Here is a 14,067-nt window from a genome sequence, read left to right as displayed (position 1 = left end):
CAGCATTAACGGCTTTCGGCGAGGGTGCCGCCGCCGGAGGTACCCCGATGCACACCACGCATGATCGTGAGACGCAGCGCCTCGATGTGCTGGCCGAACTCGACATCCTCGACACGCCGCGCGAGCTTGCCTTTGACCGACTGACCGGGCTGTGCCGAAAGATCTTTCGCGTGCCGATGTCGACGCTGACGCTGATCGACGGCCATCGGCAGTGGTTCAAGGCCTCCGACGGCATGGAGGACCGCGAGACCGCGCGCGGGCCCGCGCTCTGCAACCTGGCGATTGCGCAGGACCATCCCCTCGTCATTCCGGACACGCTGCGTGAGCCGCGCCTTGCCGACAATATCTTCGTGCACGGCAAGCCGCACATCCGTTTCTATGCCGGCGCGCAGCTCAAGATGTCAGGCGCGGTGATCGGAACATTGTGCGCGATGGACACGCGCCCGCGCGATTTCGATGCCGATGCGATCAGCATGCTGTCCGATCTTGCCGCCGTCGCCGTCGACGAACTGATGTTGCGGAACCTGTCCATGCAGGACGCCCTCACCGGCTGCTCATCGCGGCGCGCCTTCCGCGGTGAAGGCGAACGGCTGACCGCGCTGGCGGCGCGGCATCTCAGTCCGCTCGCCTGCGCGGTGCTCGATGTCGATCATTTCAAACGGGTCAACGATACCTACGGGCACGCGGTCGGCGACGTGGTGCTGGCCGCGGTGGCGGAGGCCGCACGTGGCGCGCTGCGCGGCTCCGACGTGATCGGCCGGCTCGGCGGCGAGGAATTCGGCATCCTGTTGCCGCACACCAGGCTCGACAACGCCATGGGCGTGCTCGAGAAGGTGCGTGCGGCCGTCGCGGCGACGCGGATCGAGACGCCGGCCGGCACCATCGGCGTCACCTGCAGCCTCGGCGGTGCCGCGCTCTCGCCCGGCAATGGCTTCGACGACATGCTGCGCAATGCCGACCTTGCGATGTACGGCGCCAAGCAGGCCGGCCGCAACCAGGCGCTGGCCTGGGTCGACCGTGCGCCGTCGATTGCGCCGACCGCGCGGCGCGTGTTCAAGGCCGGCACGATCAGCTTCAATGCCGGGCATTCCACGATCGACTGCACGGTGCGCGGCCTGTCGCGCGACACCGCAACGATCGAGGTGCTGTCGACTTCCGGCATCCCCGAACAGTTCAAGCTCGCGATCGCCGCCGATGCGCTGTCGCACGCGTGCCGGATCACCGGAAAGGCCGACAACCGGATCGAGGTCGCCTTCACCTGACCGGCGGCGTCGGTCATTATCACGTGGTTGGCTGCGGAGCCTTGCGATGTCGAACGATCAGCCACCGCCGCTCGCAAAACCGTTCTGGCGCCGCGGCCTTGCCGGCTTGCTCGATTTCATCACCGTGTTCTTCGGCGGCGGCTACGCCATCGGCGCCGCCACTGGCCAGACCACCAAGGACGGTTTCAGCCTCACCGGCGCTCCGGCGCTGCTGCTGTTCGCACTGATCGCTGCGTATTTCTATCTCGGCTGGAAGGTCGTCGGTGGCACGCTGTGGCAGCGCATCCTCGGCGCGCGGTAGGCCGCGACAGGAACGCGGCCCGTTCTGGCGATGATAGATTGCAGAGACGGCGCATCGCGTTCTGGTTGCAGCTTCCGTGAATACCGCCCGACGGCCACGAAATTGACAGGTCGGCTCGCTACGGTCAGGCTCACCTGAACGCGATGCAGCGAGGCCGCCATGACCGATGCTCCCAATCCCTCCCGCAGCAGCTTCGAAGTCGAGGCGGACGCGACGGCGCGTTACTGGCACAAGAGCAAGCACGATACCCTGCCTCCGCCCGACATGATGGGCGCCTATATGCGCAACCGTCCGGTGCTGAGCGGAACGGCCGAGCCCCGCAAGGCCTGGATTATCGGCAGCGGCATCGCCGGGTTGGCTGCGGCCTTCTACATGATCCGCGACGGCGGCATGAAGGGCGACGACATCACCATCCTCGACTCCATGCACATCGAGGGCGGCTCGCTCGACGGCGCCGGCGATCCCGAGAAGGGCTACATCATCCGCGGCGGCCGCGAGATGAACTGGAACTACGACAATCTCTGGGACATGTTCCAGGACGTTCAGGCGCTCGAACTGCCCAAGGGCTACAGCGTTCTCGACGAGTACCGGCTCGTCAACGACAACGATCCGAACTTCTCGAAGGCGCGGCTGATGCACAAGCGCGGCCAGATCCGCGATTTCTCGACGCTCGGCCTGTCGAAGCCGCAGCAATGGGAACTGATCCGGCTGCTGCTGAAGCGCAAGGAAGACCTCGATGACATCACCATCGAGCAGTATTTCAGCCCGGGCTTCCTCGAAACCAATTTCTGGTACCTGTGGCGATCGATGTTTGCATTCGAGAACTGGCAGAGCCTGCTCGAAATGAAGCTCTACATGCATCGCTTCCTCGATGCGATCGACGGGCTGACCGACATGTCGGCGCTGATCTTCCCGAAGTACAACCAGTTCGACAGCTTCGTCCGTCCGCTGGTCACGCATCTGCGCGAGCGCGGCGTCAAGGTGCAGTTCGACACGCGCGCATACGATCTCGACATCAAGGTCGAGGGCGCGACGCGCACGGTCACCGCGATCAAGGCCAAGGTGAACGGGGCCGATAGCACCATTTCGATCGGTCCGAAGGACCTGGTGTTCGCGCTCACGGGATCGATGACCGAGGGCACCGCCTACGGCGACATGGACCACGCCCCGGTCCTGCAGCGCGGCAAGCATGATCCGGGTGAAGCGAGCGACTGGACGCTGTGGACGAACCTTGCGAAGAAATCACCGATCTTCGGCAGGCCCGAGAAATTCTACGGCAATGTCGACAAGTCGATGTGGGAATCGGTCACGCTCACCTGCAGGCCGTCCCCCTTCGTCGACCGGCTGAAGGAGCTTTCCGTCAATGACCCCTATTCCGGCAAGACGGTCACCGGCGGCATCATCACCTTCACCGATTCCAATTGGGTGCTTAGCTTCACCTGCAATCGGCAGCCGCATTTCCCGACCCAACCGAAGGACGTCCTGGTCGTCTGGGTCTACGCGTTACTGATGGACAAGGAGGGCAACTACGTCAAGAAGCCGATGCCGGCCTGCACCGGCCGCGAGATCATCGCAGAGCTTTGCTACCACCTCGGCATCGAGGATAAACTTGATGCGGTGGTGGCGAACACCAAGGCCCGTCTCGCCTTGATGCCTTACATCACCGCGATGTTCATGCCGCGCGCCGCCGGCGACCGCCCGCATCCGGTTCCCGCCGGCTGTACCAATCTCGGCTTGATGGGGCAGTTCGTGGAAACCGCGAACGACATCATCTTCACGATGGACAGTTCCGTGCGCACAGCGCGGATCGCGGTCTACACGCTTCTCAACCTTCCCAAGCGGGTCCCGGACATCAGCCCCACCCAATATGATATCCGCACGCTGCTGAAGGGCGCCCGAGCGCTGAACAACAACGAACCGTTCCCGGGCGAACGCCTGCTGCACCGGCTGCTGGACAAGACCTACTACGCCCACATCCTGCCGCCATTGCCCGAACCCGATGCCACGAGACGGGGCACTGCAGAGCGCGAACTGGCGGGACTTCTCGGCAAGGGCGATCAGGCGCTCGGCGCCATCATCGGCTGGCTGGAGCGGATTCGAGAGAGCATCGGAGTTCGCAAAGGCTAGACGCGCTGCTTGATTGCAGCATCAGGCGTCCGTCTTGCAGGACGGCTCAGGGCTCGACCCGGTAAAGGCGCCAGCGCTCCGGCACGCCCTTGAGCTGATGTGCGCCGCGATCCTTGAAGCGGACTTCGGACTTCAGCATCAGGTCCTTGACCGCGCTCGAGACCAGGACCTCGCCGGCACGCGCCTTCGCCGCGACGCGCGCGCCGATGTGAAACGCGAGACCGATGACCTCCGCGCCGCTCACCTTGTACTCGCCCGCGTGCAGCCCAATCCTGATCTCAAGCCCCAGCGTGCGCACGGCCTCGCGGATCGCGGTCGCGCAGCGGATCCCGGCCGCCGGCTTGCCGAACGTCGCCAGCACGCCGTCCCCGGTCGTCACGACTTCCTTGCCGCGCAGGGCCTTCAGCTCCCTGCGGACGGCGGCATAATAGTGGTTCATCACCGTCGCCCAGCGCGAATCGCCGAGCCGTGCGGCTTTCTCGGTGGATCGAACGATGTCGACGAACAGGATCGTGGCGAGCGCCTGCTTGAGCTCCGAGCCTCGATCGGCGGTCCACCGCCGGTTGGCGATGTTTCCCGTCAGCGGTTCGTAACGATGGCTGCGCCGCCGTGCGACGGCCGCCTTGGTGTAATCCTGGGCACGCTGCACCGTGCGGCAGCGAATGGTCTTTTCCTGCGGTGGAAACGTCCAGTAGACTTTTCGGCCGGCTCCAGCGCCCTGAACTTCGACGGCGCCCCACTTCAGGAAGACCGTCGAGCCGGTGCGCCGAATGCACCATGCCTTGGACGTGTATCCGGAGACGTTGGACTGATGGACTCCGATGCGGAGGAATTTGGGCATGAGCGTCCGGCCGAGAGCGCTTGGGGTCCTACCTCCGGTAAAGCGTAGTCAGACATTCGCGCATTGGCAACAGCACTGGATTGAAGGCTAGCCGACCCGCTGCCCGTTCGATCCGGCGTCGGCGTCGACGGACAGGATCGCCTGCGCTTCCGCTCCTGGCTGTCGTTCATCGCGAAATCGTGCCGGGGTCAGCCGGCTGCGGTCGACGGTCACGCCAAAAATGTCGAAGCGGTTGTAGTAACCGACCACGTCGTGAAACTGTTTCGGCTCGACGCAGCGATTGAGATCGATCTCGGCGTAGGCGATCCCCTCCTGATCCTGCAATTCATCGCCAAACACGACCCCCGTCGGATCGACGAAGAAGCTCGCCGCACGTGGCGTCCGGTCGATCACATCGGCGATCGTTCTGTCGCGTTCGATGAGGAAGGCACGCATCGGCTCATCCATGTAGCCGGCGGTGACGATCCCGAACACCTTGGCTTCGAAGCAGTGGGCGCTTGCCCGGATGCGATTGGCGGCGACGTTGTCGAAATTGCCGCCGCCGGCCGGGCGTCGGGTCGGCCACATCGGCGGCCAGCTCGAGATGTGGACCTGTTCGCCCTGCGCCATCAGCGCGAAACGAGCCAATGGATTGGTGTTCTCGCCGCAGATCAATCCCCCGATGCGGCCCTGCCGTGTCTCCGCGACCACAAGGCCCGCACCATCCCCGGATGACCACACCAGCTTCTCGTAGAATGTCGGAACCAGCTTGCGGTGATGGACCAGAATTTCGCCGGTCTCGCCGATCAACAGGTTCGAATTCCACAGCCCCCCGACGCTGACGGCCGAGCGCTCGCTGATGCCGATCGAGACGGTGACGCCAAGGGCGCGCGCCTCGGCACAAAGCCGCGCCACTTCCGGCCCGTCCGCCGACACGGATTGCGCCGCCATGCGCACGAACAAGTCGTGATTGTCGATCGGAGGCCACAGCGCCGCCCAGACCGGAAAGGCGGGAATGTAGGTTTCCGGAAACGCGATCAGCTCGGCGCCGGCCCTGGCCGCCTCGCGCATGATCGAGATCGCCTTCTCGGTGGTCGCCTGGCTGTCGAGGAACACGGGCGCGGCGTGGACGGCGGCAGCCTTGAAGCGAGCAAGCATATGAAAAATCCCGGCTAGGATGGGGGGAGCGAAGCGGTATCATCCCTGCCTCGCAGGCATGCATCGGAATTGTCGCATGGTCGGTTGCGAAGGATCGGAGCCACCTCGCGTTGGAACGGGAATTGCTTTGCTGGCAACGGCCGTAATCCGGAGGCAGGTCATGTTCGATACGATCAACTGGGACGATTTGCGGGTATTTCTCTGTGCCGCTCGCGCAGGGAATTTGAGCCAAACAGCAAAGCGGCTGCGGCTGGACCACTCCACCGTCAGTCGGCGCATCGCGCAGATGGAAGCCTCGCTCGGGATCGCGGTGTTCGAACGCCACCGCACCGGGCTCAAGCTCAACGAAGTCGGCGAGCGGCTGTTGCGTCACGCCGAGCGGGTCGAAAGCGCTGTCATCGCCATTCGCGAGGAGGCCAGCGCCAGCGACACCCGGGAGCTCGTGGGGAACGTACGGCTCGCCACCATGGAAGGGATCGCCTCGCTCTATCTGGCGCAACGCTTTGCCGATCTGCGGCGCACCGCACCGCAACTCACCGTCGAACTCGTCACGTCCGCCCAGACGGTCTACGTCCATAAGCGCGAAGCCGACCTGTTCGTGTCCTTCTTCCGGCCGCCCGGCCCGGGCCTGATCTCGGAACGCATCGGCAAGTTTCGGCTCGGGCTATTCGCGAGCCGGAGCTATCTCGACACGCACGGCATGCCTGCAACGCTCCGCGACCTCGGGGATCATTGGTTCGTTTCCTATATCGAGGATCTGATCCAGGTGGATTCGGTGCGCTGGCTCGCCGATGTCATCGAAGAGCCGAAAATCGCCTTTCACTCCAACAGCATGATCGCGCAGATGAATGCCGCGGCGGGCGGCCTCGGGATCGTCATGCTGCCGAGCTTTGCCACCAGCGACCGGCCCGACCTGATCCCCGTGCTGCCCGCCCTCGCCGGCACCGTTCGCGAGGTCTGGCTCAACGTCCACAGCGACCTGCAATTTGCGCCGCGCATCCGCGCCGTCCGCGCCTTCCTGAAAAATACCCTGAAGCAGGACCCCGACATGCAGGTCACGCTGGCCGACGCCCTGCCGCAGCCGCGCACAGCAGATTGCAAAAATCCATAATTCCCTTCCGTGGTGGTCCGGCTGAAGCTCGTCCGATTGGCGCAAGGCAAAGCGCGCTCAAGTCTTAGGGGGCCAATATGGACAGGGTTATTCCCGGCAATGCCGGTCCGGCACCAAGTGGCGTCGCATCGGCCAGCAAGCTCGCCAAGACGCGGCTGACCATCGCGCTCGCTCTCAGCGTTGCGATGATCGTGATCTATTTCGGCTTCATGGCGCTGTTCGCGTTCGACAAGCCGCTGCTCGGCACCATCCTGATGCCGGGCCTGTCGCTTTGCATCGTGCTCGGTCCGCTCGTCATCATCTCCTCGTTCGTGCTCTGCCTGGTCTACGTGCTGTGGGCGAACCGGGTGCTCGACGCAGGCGTTCGCAGGCTTCGCTGAGGGGACAGAGTAAGAATGGGCAGCAGCACGCTTTCGATCGGGTTCTTCTTCGCCTTCATGGCGTTGACGCTGGGGATCACTTATTGGGCCGCGCGGCGCACGCGCACCACCGAGCACTTCTTTGCCGCCGGCGGCCAGGTCACGCCGTGGCAGAACGGCTGGGCGCTTGCGGGGGACTTCCTGAGCGCCGCGGCCCTGCTCGGAATTGCAGGGATCGTCACCTCGAACGGCTTCGACGGCATGATCTATTCGATCGGGTGGCTGGTCGGCTGGCCGATCATTCTGTTCCTGATCGTCGAACCCCTGCGCAACGTCGGCCGCTTCACCTTCGCCGACGTCGTGGCCTATCGCCTGCGCCAGCGCCCCGTGCGCCTCGCCGGCGCCGTCGGAACGCTGGCCGTCATCCTGTTCTACCTGATCGCCCAGATGGTCGCGACGGGATCGCTGATCAAGCTGCTGTTCGGCCTGCCCTACACCTGGTCGGTCGTCGTGGTCGGCAGCGTGATGCTGGTCTACGTCCTGTTCGGCGGCATGTTGGCGACGACCTGGGTGCAGGTCGTGAAGGCTGCGCTGCTGATGGGCGGAGGCATCCTGCTCGCCTTCCTGGTGTTGACCCATTTCGACATGAACCCACTGAAGCTGTTCGCCGCGGCGTCCGAGAAATACGGCACCAAGGTGCTGCAGCCGGGATCGAAGGTGGTCTCGGGCCAATGGGATGCCATCTCGCTCGGGCTCGGCCTGATGTTCGGCACTGCCGCGATGCCGCATGTGCTGATGCGGGCCTACACGGTGAAGGATGCCAAGGCCGCGCGGCTGTCGATCCTCTATGCTACCGGCCTGATCGGCGTCTTTCATCTCATGGTCTTCATCATCGGCTTTGGCGCCATGGTGCTGGTCGGCGCCGACGCGGTGGCCAAAGCCGGAGGTGGCGGCAACATGGCCGCGCCCCTGCTCGCACTCACCGTCGGCGGCAACGCTTTCTTCGGCTTCATCTGCGCGGTCGCGTTCGCGACCATGCTCGCCGTCGTCGCAGGGCTGACGCTGTCGGGCGTCGCCACGCTCTGTCACGACGTCTGGACCAATGTGATCCGGAACGGCGCCGCTTCCGAGCAAGAGCAGCTCAAGGTCGCGCGCGTCGCAACCGTTCTGATTTCCATCTTCGCCATCATGCTCGGCATCGCGTTCGAAGGCCAGAACGTCGCCTTCATGGCGGGCCTCGCGTTCTCGATCGCCTGCGCCGCGAACTTCCCCTCGCTCGTGCTCTCCATCATTTGGCGCCGCTTCACGACGCCCGCGGCGGTGGCGAGCATTCTGGTCGGCACGCTGAGCTCGCTGGTGCTGATCTATCTGTCGCCGACGATCCAGGTCGACATTCTCGGCAAGCAGCTCACCGCGATCGAGCATCAATGGTGGTTCGTATCGCTGCGCAACCCGGCGATCATCAGCATGCCGCTCTCCTTCGCGGTCGCGATCCTGCTGTCGCTGGTCACCCGGGAGAAGAACGCAGATCTCGCCTTCGACGAGATGCAGCAGCGCATCCTGCTCGGACCGGTCCAGCCGACCACCAGCGAACCTGCCCGGGCGAAGAGTGCGGCCTGATTCACTGAGCGCGCAGCACATTCGGTGTCGTCCCGGCCCTGAGCCGGACCATAACCACGAGCGCCAACTGGTTTGCCGCGCTGTGGCCGCAGCTTGCTCCAGCAACACAACCCTGTGGTTATGGGGCCCTGCGAACACTTCCGCAGGGACGACGTCTTGGGACGGAGGCAGACTCCCGATCAGACCAGGAGAAGATCACTTCCCCTTCGCCGCCTTCGCCTTCAGCTTCGCTGCGCGGTAACGCGCAGCGCCGCCCTCGCGGATCGACTGCTCACTGCGCTCCAGCGCCATGGCGTCGTCGGGAACGTCCCTGGTGATGACGGAGCCCGAGCCGATATAGGCGCCCTTGCCGATCGTGACCGGCGCGACCAGCGACGTATTGGTGCCGACGAAGGCGCCCTCGCCGATCAAGGTCTCGTGCTTGAGGAAGCCGTCATAGTTGCAGGTGATGGTGCCGGCGCCGAGGTTGGAATTGGCGCCGACATGGGCGTCGCCGACATAGGAGAGATGGTTGACCTTGACGCCAGCCTCGAGCACCGCGGCCTTGGTCTCGACGAAATTGCCGATCCGCGCGCCGTCACCGAGCGAGGTGCCCGGCCGCAGCCGCGCGTAGGGACCAACCGACACCTTTTTGCCGACCTTCGCCTCGACGAGGTGCGAAAACGAATGGATCACCGCGCCATCGTCGATCGAGACGCCCGGTCCGATCACCACGAACGGCTCGATCACGACGTCGTTGCCGAATTTGGTATCGGCGGCGAGATGGACGGTGTCCGGCGCGATCAGGGTCACGCCGGCATCGAGCGCGGCCTTGCGCAGTCGCGCCTGCATCACAGCCTCGGCCTCGGCGAGCTGCGCCTTGGTGTTGATGCCGCGCACTTCGTCTTCGCTGGTCTCGATCACGACGGCCTCCAATCCCATGTCCCTGACGATGCCGACGGCATCGGTCAGGTAGTATTCGCCCTTGGCGTTGGCGTTGCCGATCTTCTCGATGATCGCGAGCGCGGTCCTGCCGTCGAACGCCATTACGCCGGCATTGCACAGCGTGATGGTGCGCTGCTCGGGGCTGGCGTCAGCGTGCTCGCGAATCGCCACCAGCGTGCCGTTCTCGACCACCAGCCGGCCGTAGCCGGTCGGGTCGGCGGCATGGAAGCCGAGCACCGCCAGCGCCGCGCCGTCGCGCAGCGGCGCGCGCATCCGCGCAAAGGTCTCGGCCGAGATCAGCGGCGTGTCGCCGAACGCGACCAGCAGGTCGTCGGCGCCGCCGGCGATCGCCTCGCGCGCCGCCAGCACCGCATGCGCGGTGCCAAGCCGTTCGCGCTGCACGTAGATCCCGGCATCGGGCCGCACCCGGCGCGCCTCGGCGGCGACCGCCTCGTGATCGGGGCCGATCACCACCGCGAGCTGCGAGCCCACGCCGGAGGCGGCGGCATTGAGCACATGCACCAGCAACGCCTGCCCGGCCACGGGGTGCAGCACTTTCGGCAGCGACGAGCGCATCCGCGTGCCCTCGCCGGCCGCAAGCACCACTGTCAGGCTCGTTCGCGCAGTCATTCGAAAATCCCCGATATCGCGCGAAGTTCGCCGCGCCAACCTTACGTTCAAAGCTAACGTCCAAAGCTTACGTTCAAAGCCTTCTTGGAGGCCGTCTTTAATTGTTTTCCCCGGCAGAAGAAACCGTTTCGCCCTCATGGTCCTCCGGATTCAAGTTCCCGGTCCATTTCCTGTTAATCTTTGCCTCGTGATTCGGCGGGCCTTGAGGAGGGCCAAGCGGGCTTTGGCCAAAGATCGCGACAGTCTGGCGGCGGATTTAGACACCGAGAGCACCTCCGGCTTTTTGGCCGAAGAGGACGCCTTCGATCGCCGCATGCTGTGGCGGCTCGGCTCGTGGGGCGCAGCTGCGGTCGGCGCCGTCACCATCGCCGTGATGGCCAACCAGTCGGCACTGACGATGCGTCGCGACCTGGTCGCCGCGTCAGACATCGCACGCCAGGCCCAGCAATTGCAGACATTGGCGAAGGAGAGCCATAACGAGACGCGCCGGCTCGCCTCCGCGATCGATACGCTGAACGGCGACCGCGACCGGCTCTATTCGCGCGTCACCACGCTGGAACAGGGTCTCGACTCCGTGACCGGCACGATCGCAAAGCAGCCGGCCGCACCTGTGCCGGGACCGCCTCCCTCGGCGGCGGCCCCCGTCACACCGCCGACCTCCGCCAATACGGCGTCCGCCGCCGCACCAGCCGTTGCCATCGTCGCAACCACGCCGCCTGCCGTATCGGACAAGCCGGTCACGCCCGACAAGGTACCGGCAGCCACCGACAGCAAGCCGCCACCAACCGAAAAGCCCGCTGCTGCGGCCGACAAGCCTGTAACGGCTGACAGGAAGCCGGCGCCCGCCTCGGCGAAGCCGCCGGTTGCCACAGAGAAGCCGTTGGCGGCTGACAATTCGTCGCCGGCTCCTGCTCCCGCCGCAACAGTTGCCAGTCCGATGAGTGCCGCAGCTGCGGCAGCCAGTGCCGAGGATACAAAGGCGGCCGCGGCAGCGCTTGCGGCGCTGCCGGTCGCGGACAAGCCACCTGCCGAGAAGCCGCGGGTGGCATCGCTCGAACCTGCGGCGAGCAAGGCGACCGCAACGATCAAGCCGCCGACCGCCAACGACGTCAACGCCGCACCGATACCGCCGCTGGTGATCACACCGGATCCGGACTCCGACGTTGAAGACGACGCGCCGAAGGCTCAGATCCACCGCACCGAATTCGGCGTCGATCTCGGCACCGCAAATTCGGTCAACGGACTACGGGCATTATGGCGCGGCTTGTTGAAGGCTAAGGCCAACGCGCCGCTGGCCGCGCTGCGGCCGATCATCGTCATCAAGGAAAACAGCAACGGACTCGGCATGCAGCTGCGCCTGGTCGCCGGACCGCTGAACGACGCCGGCACCGCTGCCAAGATCTGCGCCGGCCTCAGCCTGATCCAGCGGACCTGCGAGACGGCGATCTATGACGGCCAGCGGCTGGCCGTAAACGAGCCGCCCGCCGGAGCCAGAGCGGCGCAGCCGCACCGGCGGTTGGCGCCGAAGCGCAGCACCCTCGCCGCGCCGCCGCAACCGGCCGTCGAGGAAAAGAAGCCGGAGCCTGCGACAATCTCGTCGATGTTCCGGCGAAACAGCCAATAGTCATGTCCGGCAAAGGATTGCGGCCAAATTCTCAACCGATTTCGCTGCTTTGACCGAGCCTTGTCCCAGCCCCCGTTCCCGACCATAGTGCCGCGATGACAAAACCTCCGTTCCGCCTCTCCCCCTATCAGGTCCAGTTCCTGATGGTCGTCGGCTTCGTCACTGTCGGGTACGCGCTCTACGTGCGCTATCTGGCGATCGAGTTCTCGCCCGTCGCGCTGGCCTGCGACGCCGGCACGCAGACCATGCTCTGCAAGGCGCGTGCGCTCTCGACCGTGCTGTTCAAGAATTCGGTGTTCGGCATCACCGCGCTGGTGATCGCGCTGTTGAACCTGATGCGGCCCTCGATCGTGCTGCTCACCGGCGGGCTGATTGCCGCCGGGCTCGGGATCGTGCTCTACAACGTCGTGTTGTCAGGCCTTGCGATCGGCCTGTTCATCCTGGGTTTTGCGCGGCCCGCGCCCGCCACAGCGTAGCGGCGAGCAACAGATACATCACGCAGGTCCAGTCCGACTGCCAGTTGATCGTGCCCTCGTTGTAGATCGTGTAGAGGGCGGCGATCGCGAGCAGGCCGGCGAACACGGATTCGGCGAGCGGCCGGATGCCTTCCTTCGGGCGGTTGAGCATGGTCAGCAGCGCGAACGGCACCACGGCCATGGTCAGCGAGGCATAGGGGAAGTCGCGATAACGCGGATCGAAGGCGAAGCCGAGCGCGGTCTCGGCGGCGATGACGGTGGTGACGGCAAGCACGATCGCCAGTAGTGCGCCGATCGCGCCCTTGCCGCGATAGTCGCGCGGCCCGATCAGTTCCAGGAAGGTCGGCAGCGAGCGCCCGGCAATCAGCGCATGCGCGGTCAGCAAGGGCGCGATGATCGCGGCCGCGAGCAGCACGCCCCAATGCAGAAAGCCGCTGGTGCCGTAGCTCTCGTAATACATCTTGTCGCCGGCGATCCCGAGCAGCGCCCCCGCCGTCGTCGCCGAAATGGCGACTGCAATCCAGGCCGACGGCCGTGGCGTCCAGGGCCTGCGGCGCAATGTCAGCCAGGCCACCAGGAAGGTGGCGACCGACAGCGCCATGCCGCCCGCCATCTGCAGCTTCCAGTCCGGATAGTTGGAGATCGGAACGCCGGGTGGATATTTGACCTGCCGCTTCACCGAATCGAACAGGCCCCAATTGCCGCCGACGGTGCCCTCGAGCTTGCGCTTCCAGGGCTGGTCATAGGCCTCGATCAGGTTGACGCGAAAGCCCTCGCTCTTGGCGAGGTCGAGGATCTCCGACACCACCCGAGCCTGGTTGGTGCGCGACGGCAATGCGCCCTCCCGCATCCGCCCCTGGCTCGGCCAGCCGGTCTCGCCGATCAGGATCTCCTTGCCAGGGAACGTGACCGCCATCCTCTTGCGGATCTCGTCGACATGCGCCGCGGCGTACTTCGCCTTGACCGGGATGTCCTCCCAATACGGCAGGATGTGAATGGTGACGAAATCGACCGCGTCATAGATCTCGCGGTTCTTTATCCAGTATTCCCAGACGTCGGCATAGGTGACCGGGATATTGCCGGCCGAAGCCTTCACCGCGCGGATGTTGCCGGCCAGATCGGCGGCTGTCATCTCACCGCGCAGCAGCACTTCGTTGCCGACGATCAGCGAGGTGACCACGCCCGGATATTCCTTGGCGAGCCGCACCGCGATCGCGATCTGCTGCAGGTTCTTGAAACGGTTGCTGCTGAGCCAGATGCCCTGCATCACCTTCAACCCGACCTTGGCCGCGACGGCGGGGACCTGGTCGAGGCCGTTCTCGATCGAATAGGTGCGCACGCAGTCGGTGACCTTGGCGAGATCGGCGAAGTCCTGCTCGATCTGCTCGACCGGAATCTGCGTGGTGGGATCGAGCGGCGTCTGGGCGCCGCGGAACGGCGTGTAGGACACGCATTGCAGCTTTGCGGCAGGATCGATCGGCGCGCGCACGAGCGTAATCGGCGTGGCGAGCCACCACCACACGGATGCAATCACGGCGAGCGAGATCAGGAGAAGCGCCAGCGGCGTACGAAGCGAAATCGGTTCCATCCTCCGGGGGACCGTCGAATTAGCCGGTCACAGCCCGTCTGCCAAGAGTAGGATTAGGTCAATACCA

The 14,067-nt window shown here is 65.1% G+C and carries 12 protein-coding genes; 8 read left to right on the top strand and 4 right to left on the bottom strand.

Features of this window, described 5'->3' with window-relative positions:
- Nucleotides 1–47 precede the first annotated feature (47 nt).
- From JQ507_16235 to JQ507_16225, 3 genes are all read left to right on the top strand, one after another.
- Nucleotides 48–1,262 carry a sensor domain-containing diguanylate cyclase gene (locus JQ507_16235; GenBank protein QRI72914.1) on the top strand — a complete coding sequence of 405 codons (1,215 nt, stop codon included), beginning with the start codon at nt 48–50 and terminating at the stop codon, nt 1,260–1,262.
- A gap of 46 nt (nt 1,263–1,308) precedes the next feature.
- Nucleotides 1,309–1,563: a hypothetical protein gene (locus JQ507_16230; protein QRI72913.1), complete on the top strand. Its 255-nt coding sequence runs from the start codon at nt 1,309–1,311 to the stop codon at nt 1,561–1,563.
- A gap of 159 nt (nt 1,564–1,722) precedes the next feature.
- Nucleotides 1,723–3,690, top strand: coding sequence for an oleate hydratase (locus JQ507_16225; protein ID QRI72912.1), 1,968 nt, complete (start codon nt 1,723–1,725; stop codon nt 3,688–3,690).
- 46 nt (nt 3,691–3,736) lie between these two features.
- On the opposite strand, the gene JQ507_16220 is transcribed toward JQ507_16225, so the two are convergent.
- Both JQ507_16220 and JQ507_16215 read right to left on the bottom strand, forming a co-directional pair.
- Complete coding sequence (locus tag JQ507_16220; protein ID QRI72911.1) at nt 3,737–4,531, bottom strand: adenylate/guanylate cyclase domain-containing protein; 795 nt, start codon at nt 4,529–4,531, stop codon at nt 3,737–3,739.
- A gap of 87 nt (nt 4,532–4,618) precedes the next feature.
- A complete protein-coding gene (locus tag JQ507_16215) occupies nt 4,619–5,668 on the bottom strand; it encodes a carbon-nitrogen hydrolase family protein (protein ID QRI72910.1) in 1,050 nt (349 codons plus the stop codon).
- A gap of 160 nt (nt 5,669–5,828) precedes the next feature.
- Here JQ507_16215 and JQ507_16210 point away from each other — a divergent pair, with 160 nt between their 5' ends.
- From JQ507_16210 to actP, 3 genes are all read left to right on the top strand, one after another.
- Entirely contained in the window at nt 5,829–6,779 is a 951-nt protein-coding gene (locus JQ507_16210) for a LysR family transcriptional regulator (protein ID QRI72909.1), read from the top strand.
- A gap of 77 nt (nt 6,780–6,856) precedes the next feature.
- On the top strand, nt 6,857–7,159 hold the full coding sequence (locus JQ507_16205) for a DUF485 domain-containing protein (protein ID QRI72908.1): 303 nt from the start codon (nt 6,857–6,859) through the stop codon (nt 7,157–7,159).
- A gap of 15 nt (nt 7,160–7,174) precedes the next feature.
- Entirely contained in the window at nt 7,175–8,758 is a 1,584-nt protein-coding gene (gene actP, locus JQ507_16200; protein QRI72907.1) for a cation/acetate symporter ActP, read from the top strand.
- A gap of 195 nt (nt 8,759–8,953) precedes the next feature.
- Here actP and glmU read toward each other — a convergent pair whose 3' ends face one another.
- Entirely contained in the window at nt 8,954–10,312 is a 1,359-nt protein-coding gene (gene glmU, locus JQ507_16195; protein ID QRI72906.1) for a bifunctional UDP-N-acetylglucosamine diphosphorylase/glucosamine-1-phosphate N-acetyltransferase GlmU, read from the bottom strand.
- A gap of 223 nt (nt 10,313–10,535) precedes the next feature.
- Between glmU and JQ507_16190 the strand changes: the two genes are divergently transcribed.
- Entirely contained in the window at nt 10,536–11,936 is a 1,401-nt protein-coding gene (locus JQ507_16190) for a hypothetical protein (protein ID QRI72905.1), read from the top strand.
- 95 nt (nt 11,937–12,031) lie between these two features.
- Nucleotides 12,032–12,412, top strand: a complete 381-nt coding sequence (locus tag JQ507_16185) for a hypothetical protein (GenBank protein ID QRI72904.1) — start codon at nt 12,032–12,034, stop codon at nt 12,410–12,412.
- Here the strand turns inward: JQ507_16185 and JQ507_16180 are convergent.
- On the bottom strand, nt 12,372–14,000 hold the full coding sequence (locus JQ507_16180) for a beta-(1-6) glucans synthase (GenBank protein ID QRI72903.1): 1,629 nt from the start codon (nt 13,998–14,000) through the stop codon (nt 12,372–12,374). The two genes, JQ507_16185 and JQ507_16180, sit on opposite strands and share 41 nt — an antisense overlap.
- Nucleotides 14,001–14,067 lie beyond the last annotated feature (67 nt).

Origin of the sequence: Bradyrhizobium sp. PSBB068, from assembly GCA_016839165.1 — a bacterium.
In the GTDB taxonomy this organism is placed as follows: domain Bacteria; phylum Pseudomonadota; class Alphaproteobacteria; order Rhizobiales; family Xanthobacteraceae; genus Bradyrhizobium.
Note: the sequence above shows the minus strand (reverse complement) of the source record. Positions and strands in the feature narration are given on the sequence as shown.

Coding starts and splice junctions, on each gene's coding strand:
- JQ507_16235 (QRI72914.1), top strand. CDS start 48: ATGCACACCACGCATGATCGTGAGACGCAGCGCCTCGATGTGCTGGCC.
- JQ507_16230 (QRI72913.1), top strand. CDS start 1,309: ATGTCGAACGATCAGCCACCGCCGCTCGCAAAACCGTTCTGGCGCCGC.
- JQ507_16225 (QRI72912.1), top strand. CDS start 1,723: ATGACCGATGCTCCCAATCCCTCCCGCAGCAGCTTCGAAGTCGAGGCG.
- JQ507_16220 (QRI72911.1), bottom strand. CDS start 4,531: ATGCCCAAATTCCTCCGCATCGGAGTCCATCAGTCCAACGTCTCCGGA.
- JQ507_16215 (QRI72910.1), bottom strand. CDS start 5,668: ATGCTTGCTCGCTTCAAGGCTGCCGCCGTCCACGCCGCGCCCGTGTTC.
- JQ507_16210 (QRI72909.1), top strand. CDS start 5,829: ATGTTCGATACGATCAACTGGGACGATTTGCGGGTATTTCTCTGTGCC.
- JQ507_16205 (QRI72908.1), top strand. CDS start 6,857: ATGGACAGGGTTATTCCCGGCAATGCCGGTCCGGCACCAAGTGGCGTC.
- actP (QRI72907.1), top strand. CDS start 7,175: ATGGGCAGCAGCACGCTTTCGATCGGGTTCTTCTTCGCCTTCATGGCG.
- glmU (QRI72906.1), bottom strand. CDS start 10,312: ATGACTGCGCGAACGAGCCTGACAGTGGTGCTTGCGGCCGGCGAGGGC.
- JQ507_16185 (QRI72904.1), top strand. CDS start 12,032: ATGACAAAACCTCCGTTCCGCCTCTCCCCCTATCAGGTCCAGTTCCTG.
- JQ507_16180 (QRI72903.1), bottom strand. CDS start 14,000: ATGGAACCGATTTCGCTTCGTACGCCGCTGGCGCTTCTCCTGATCTCG.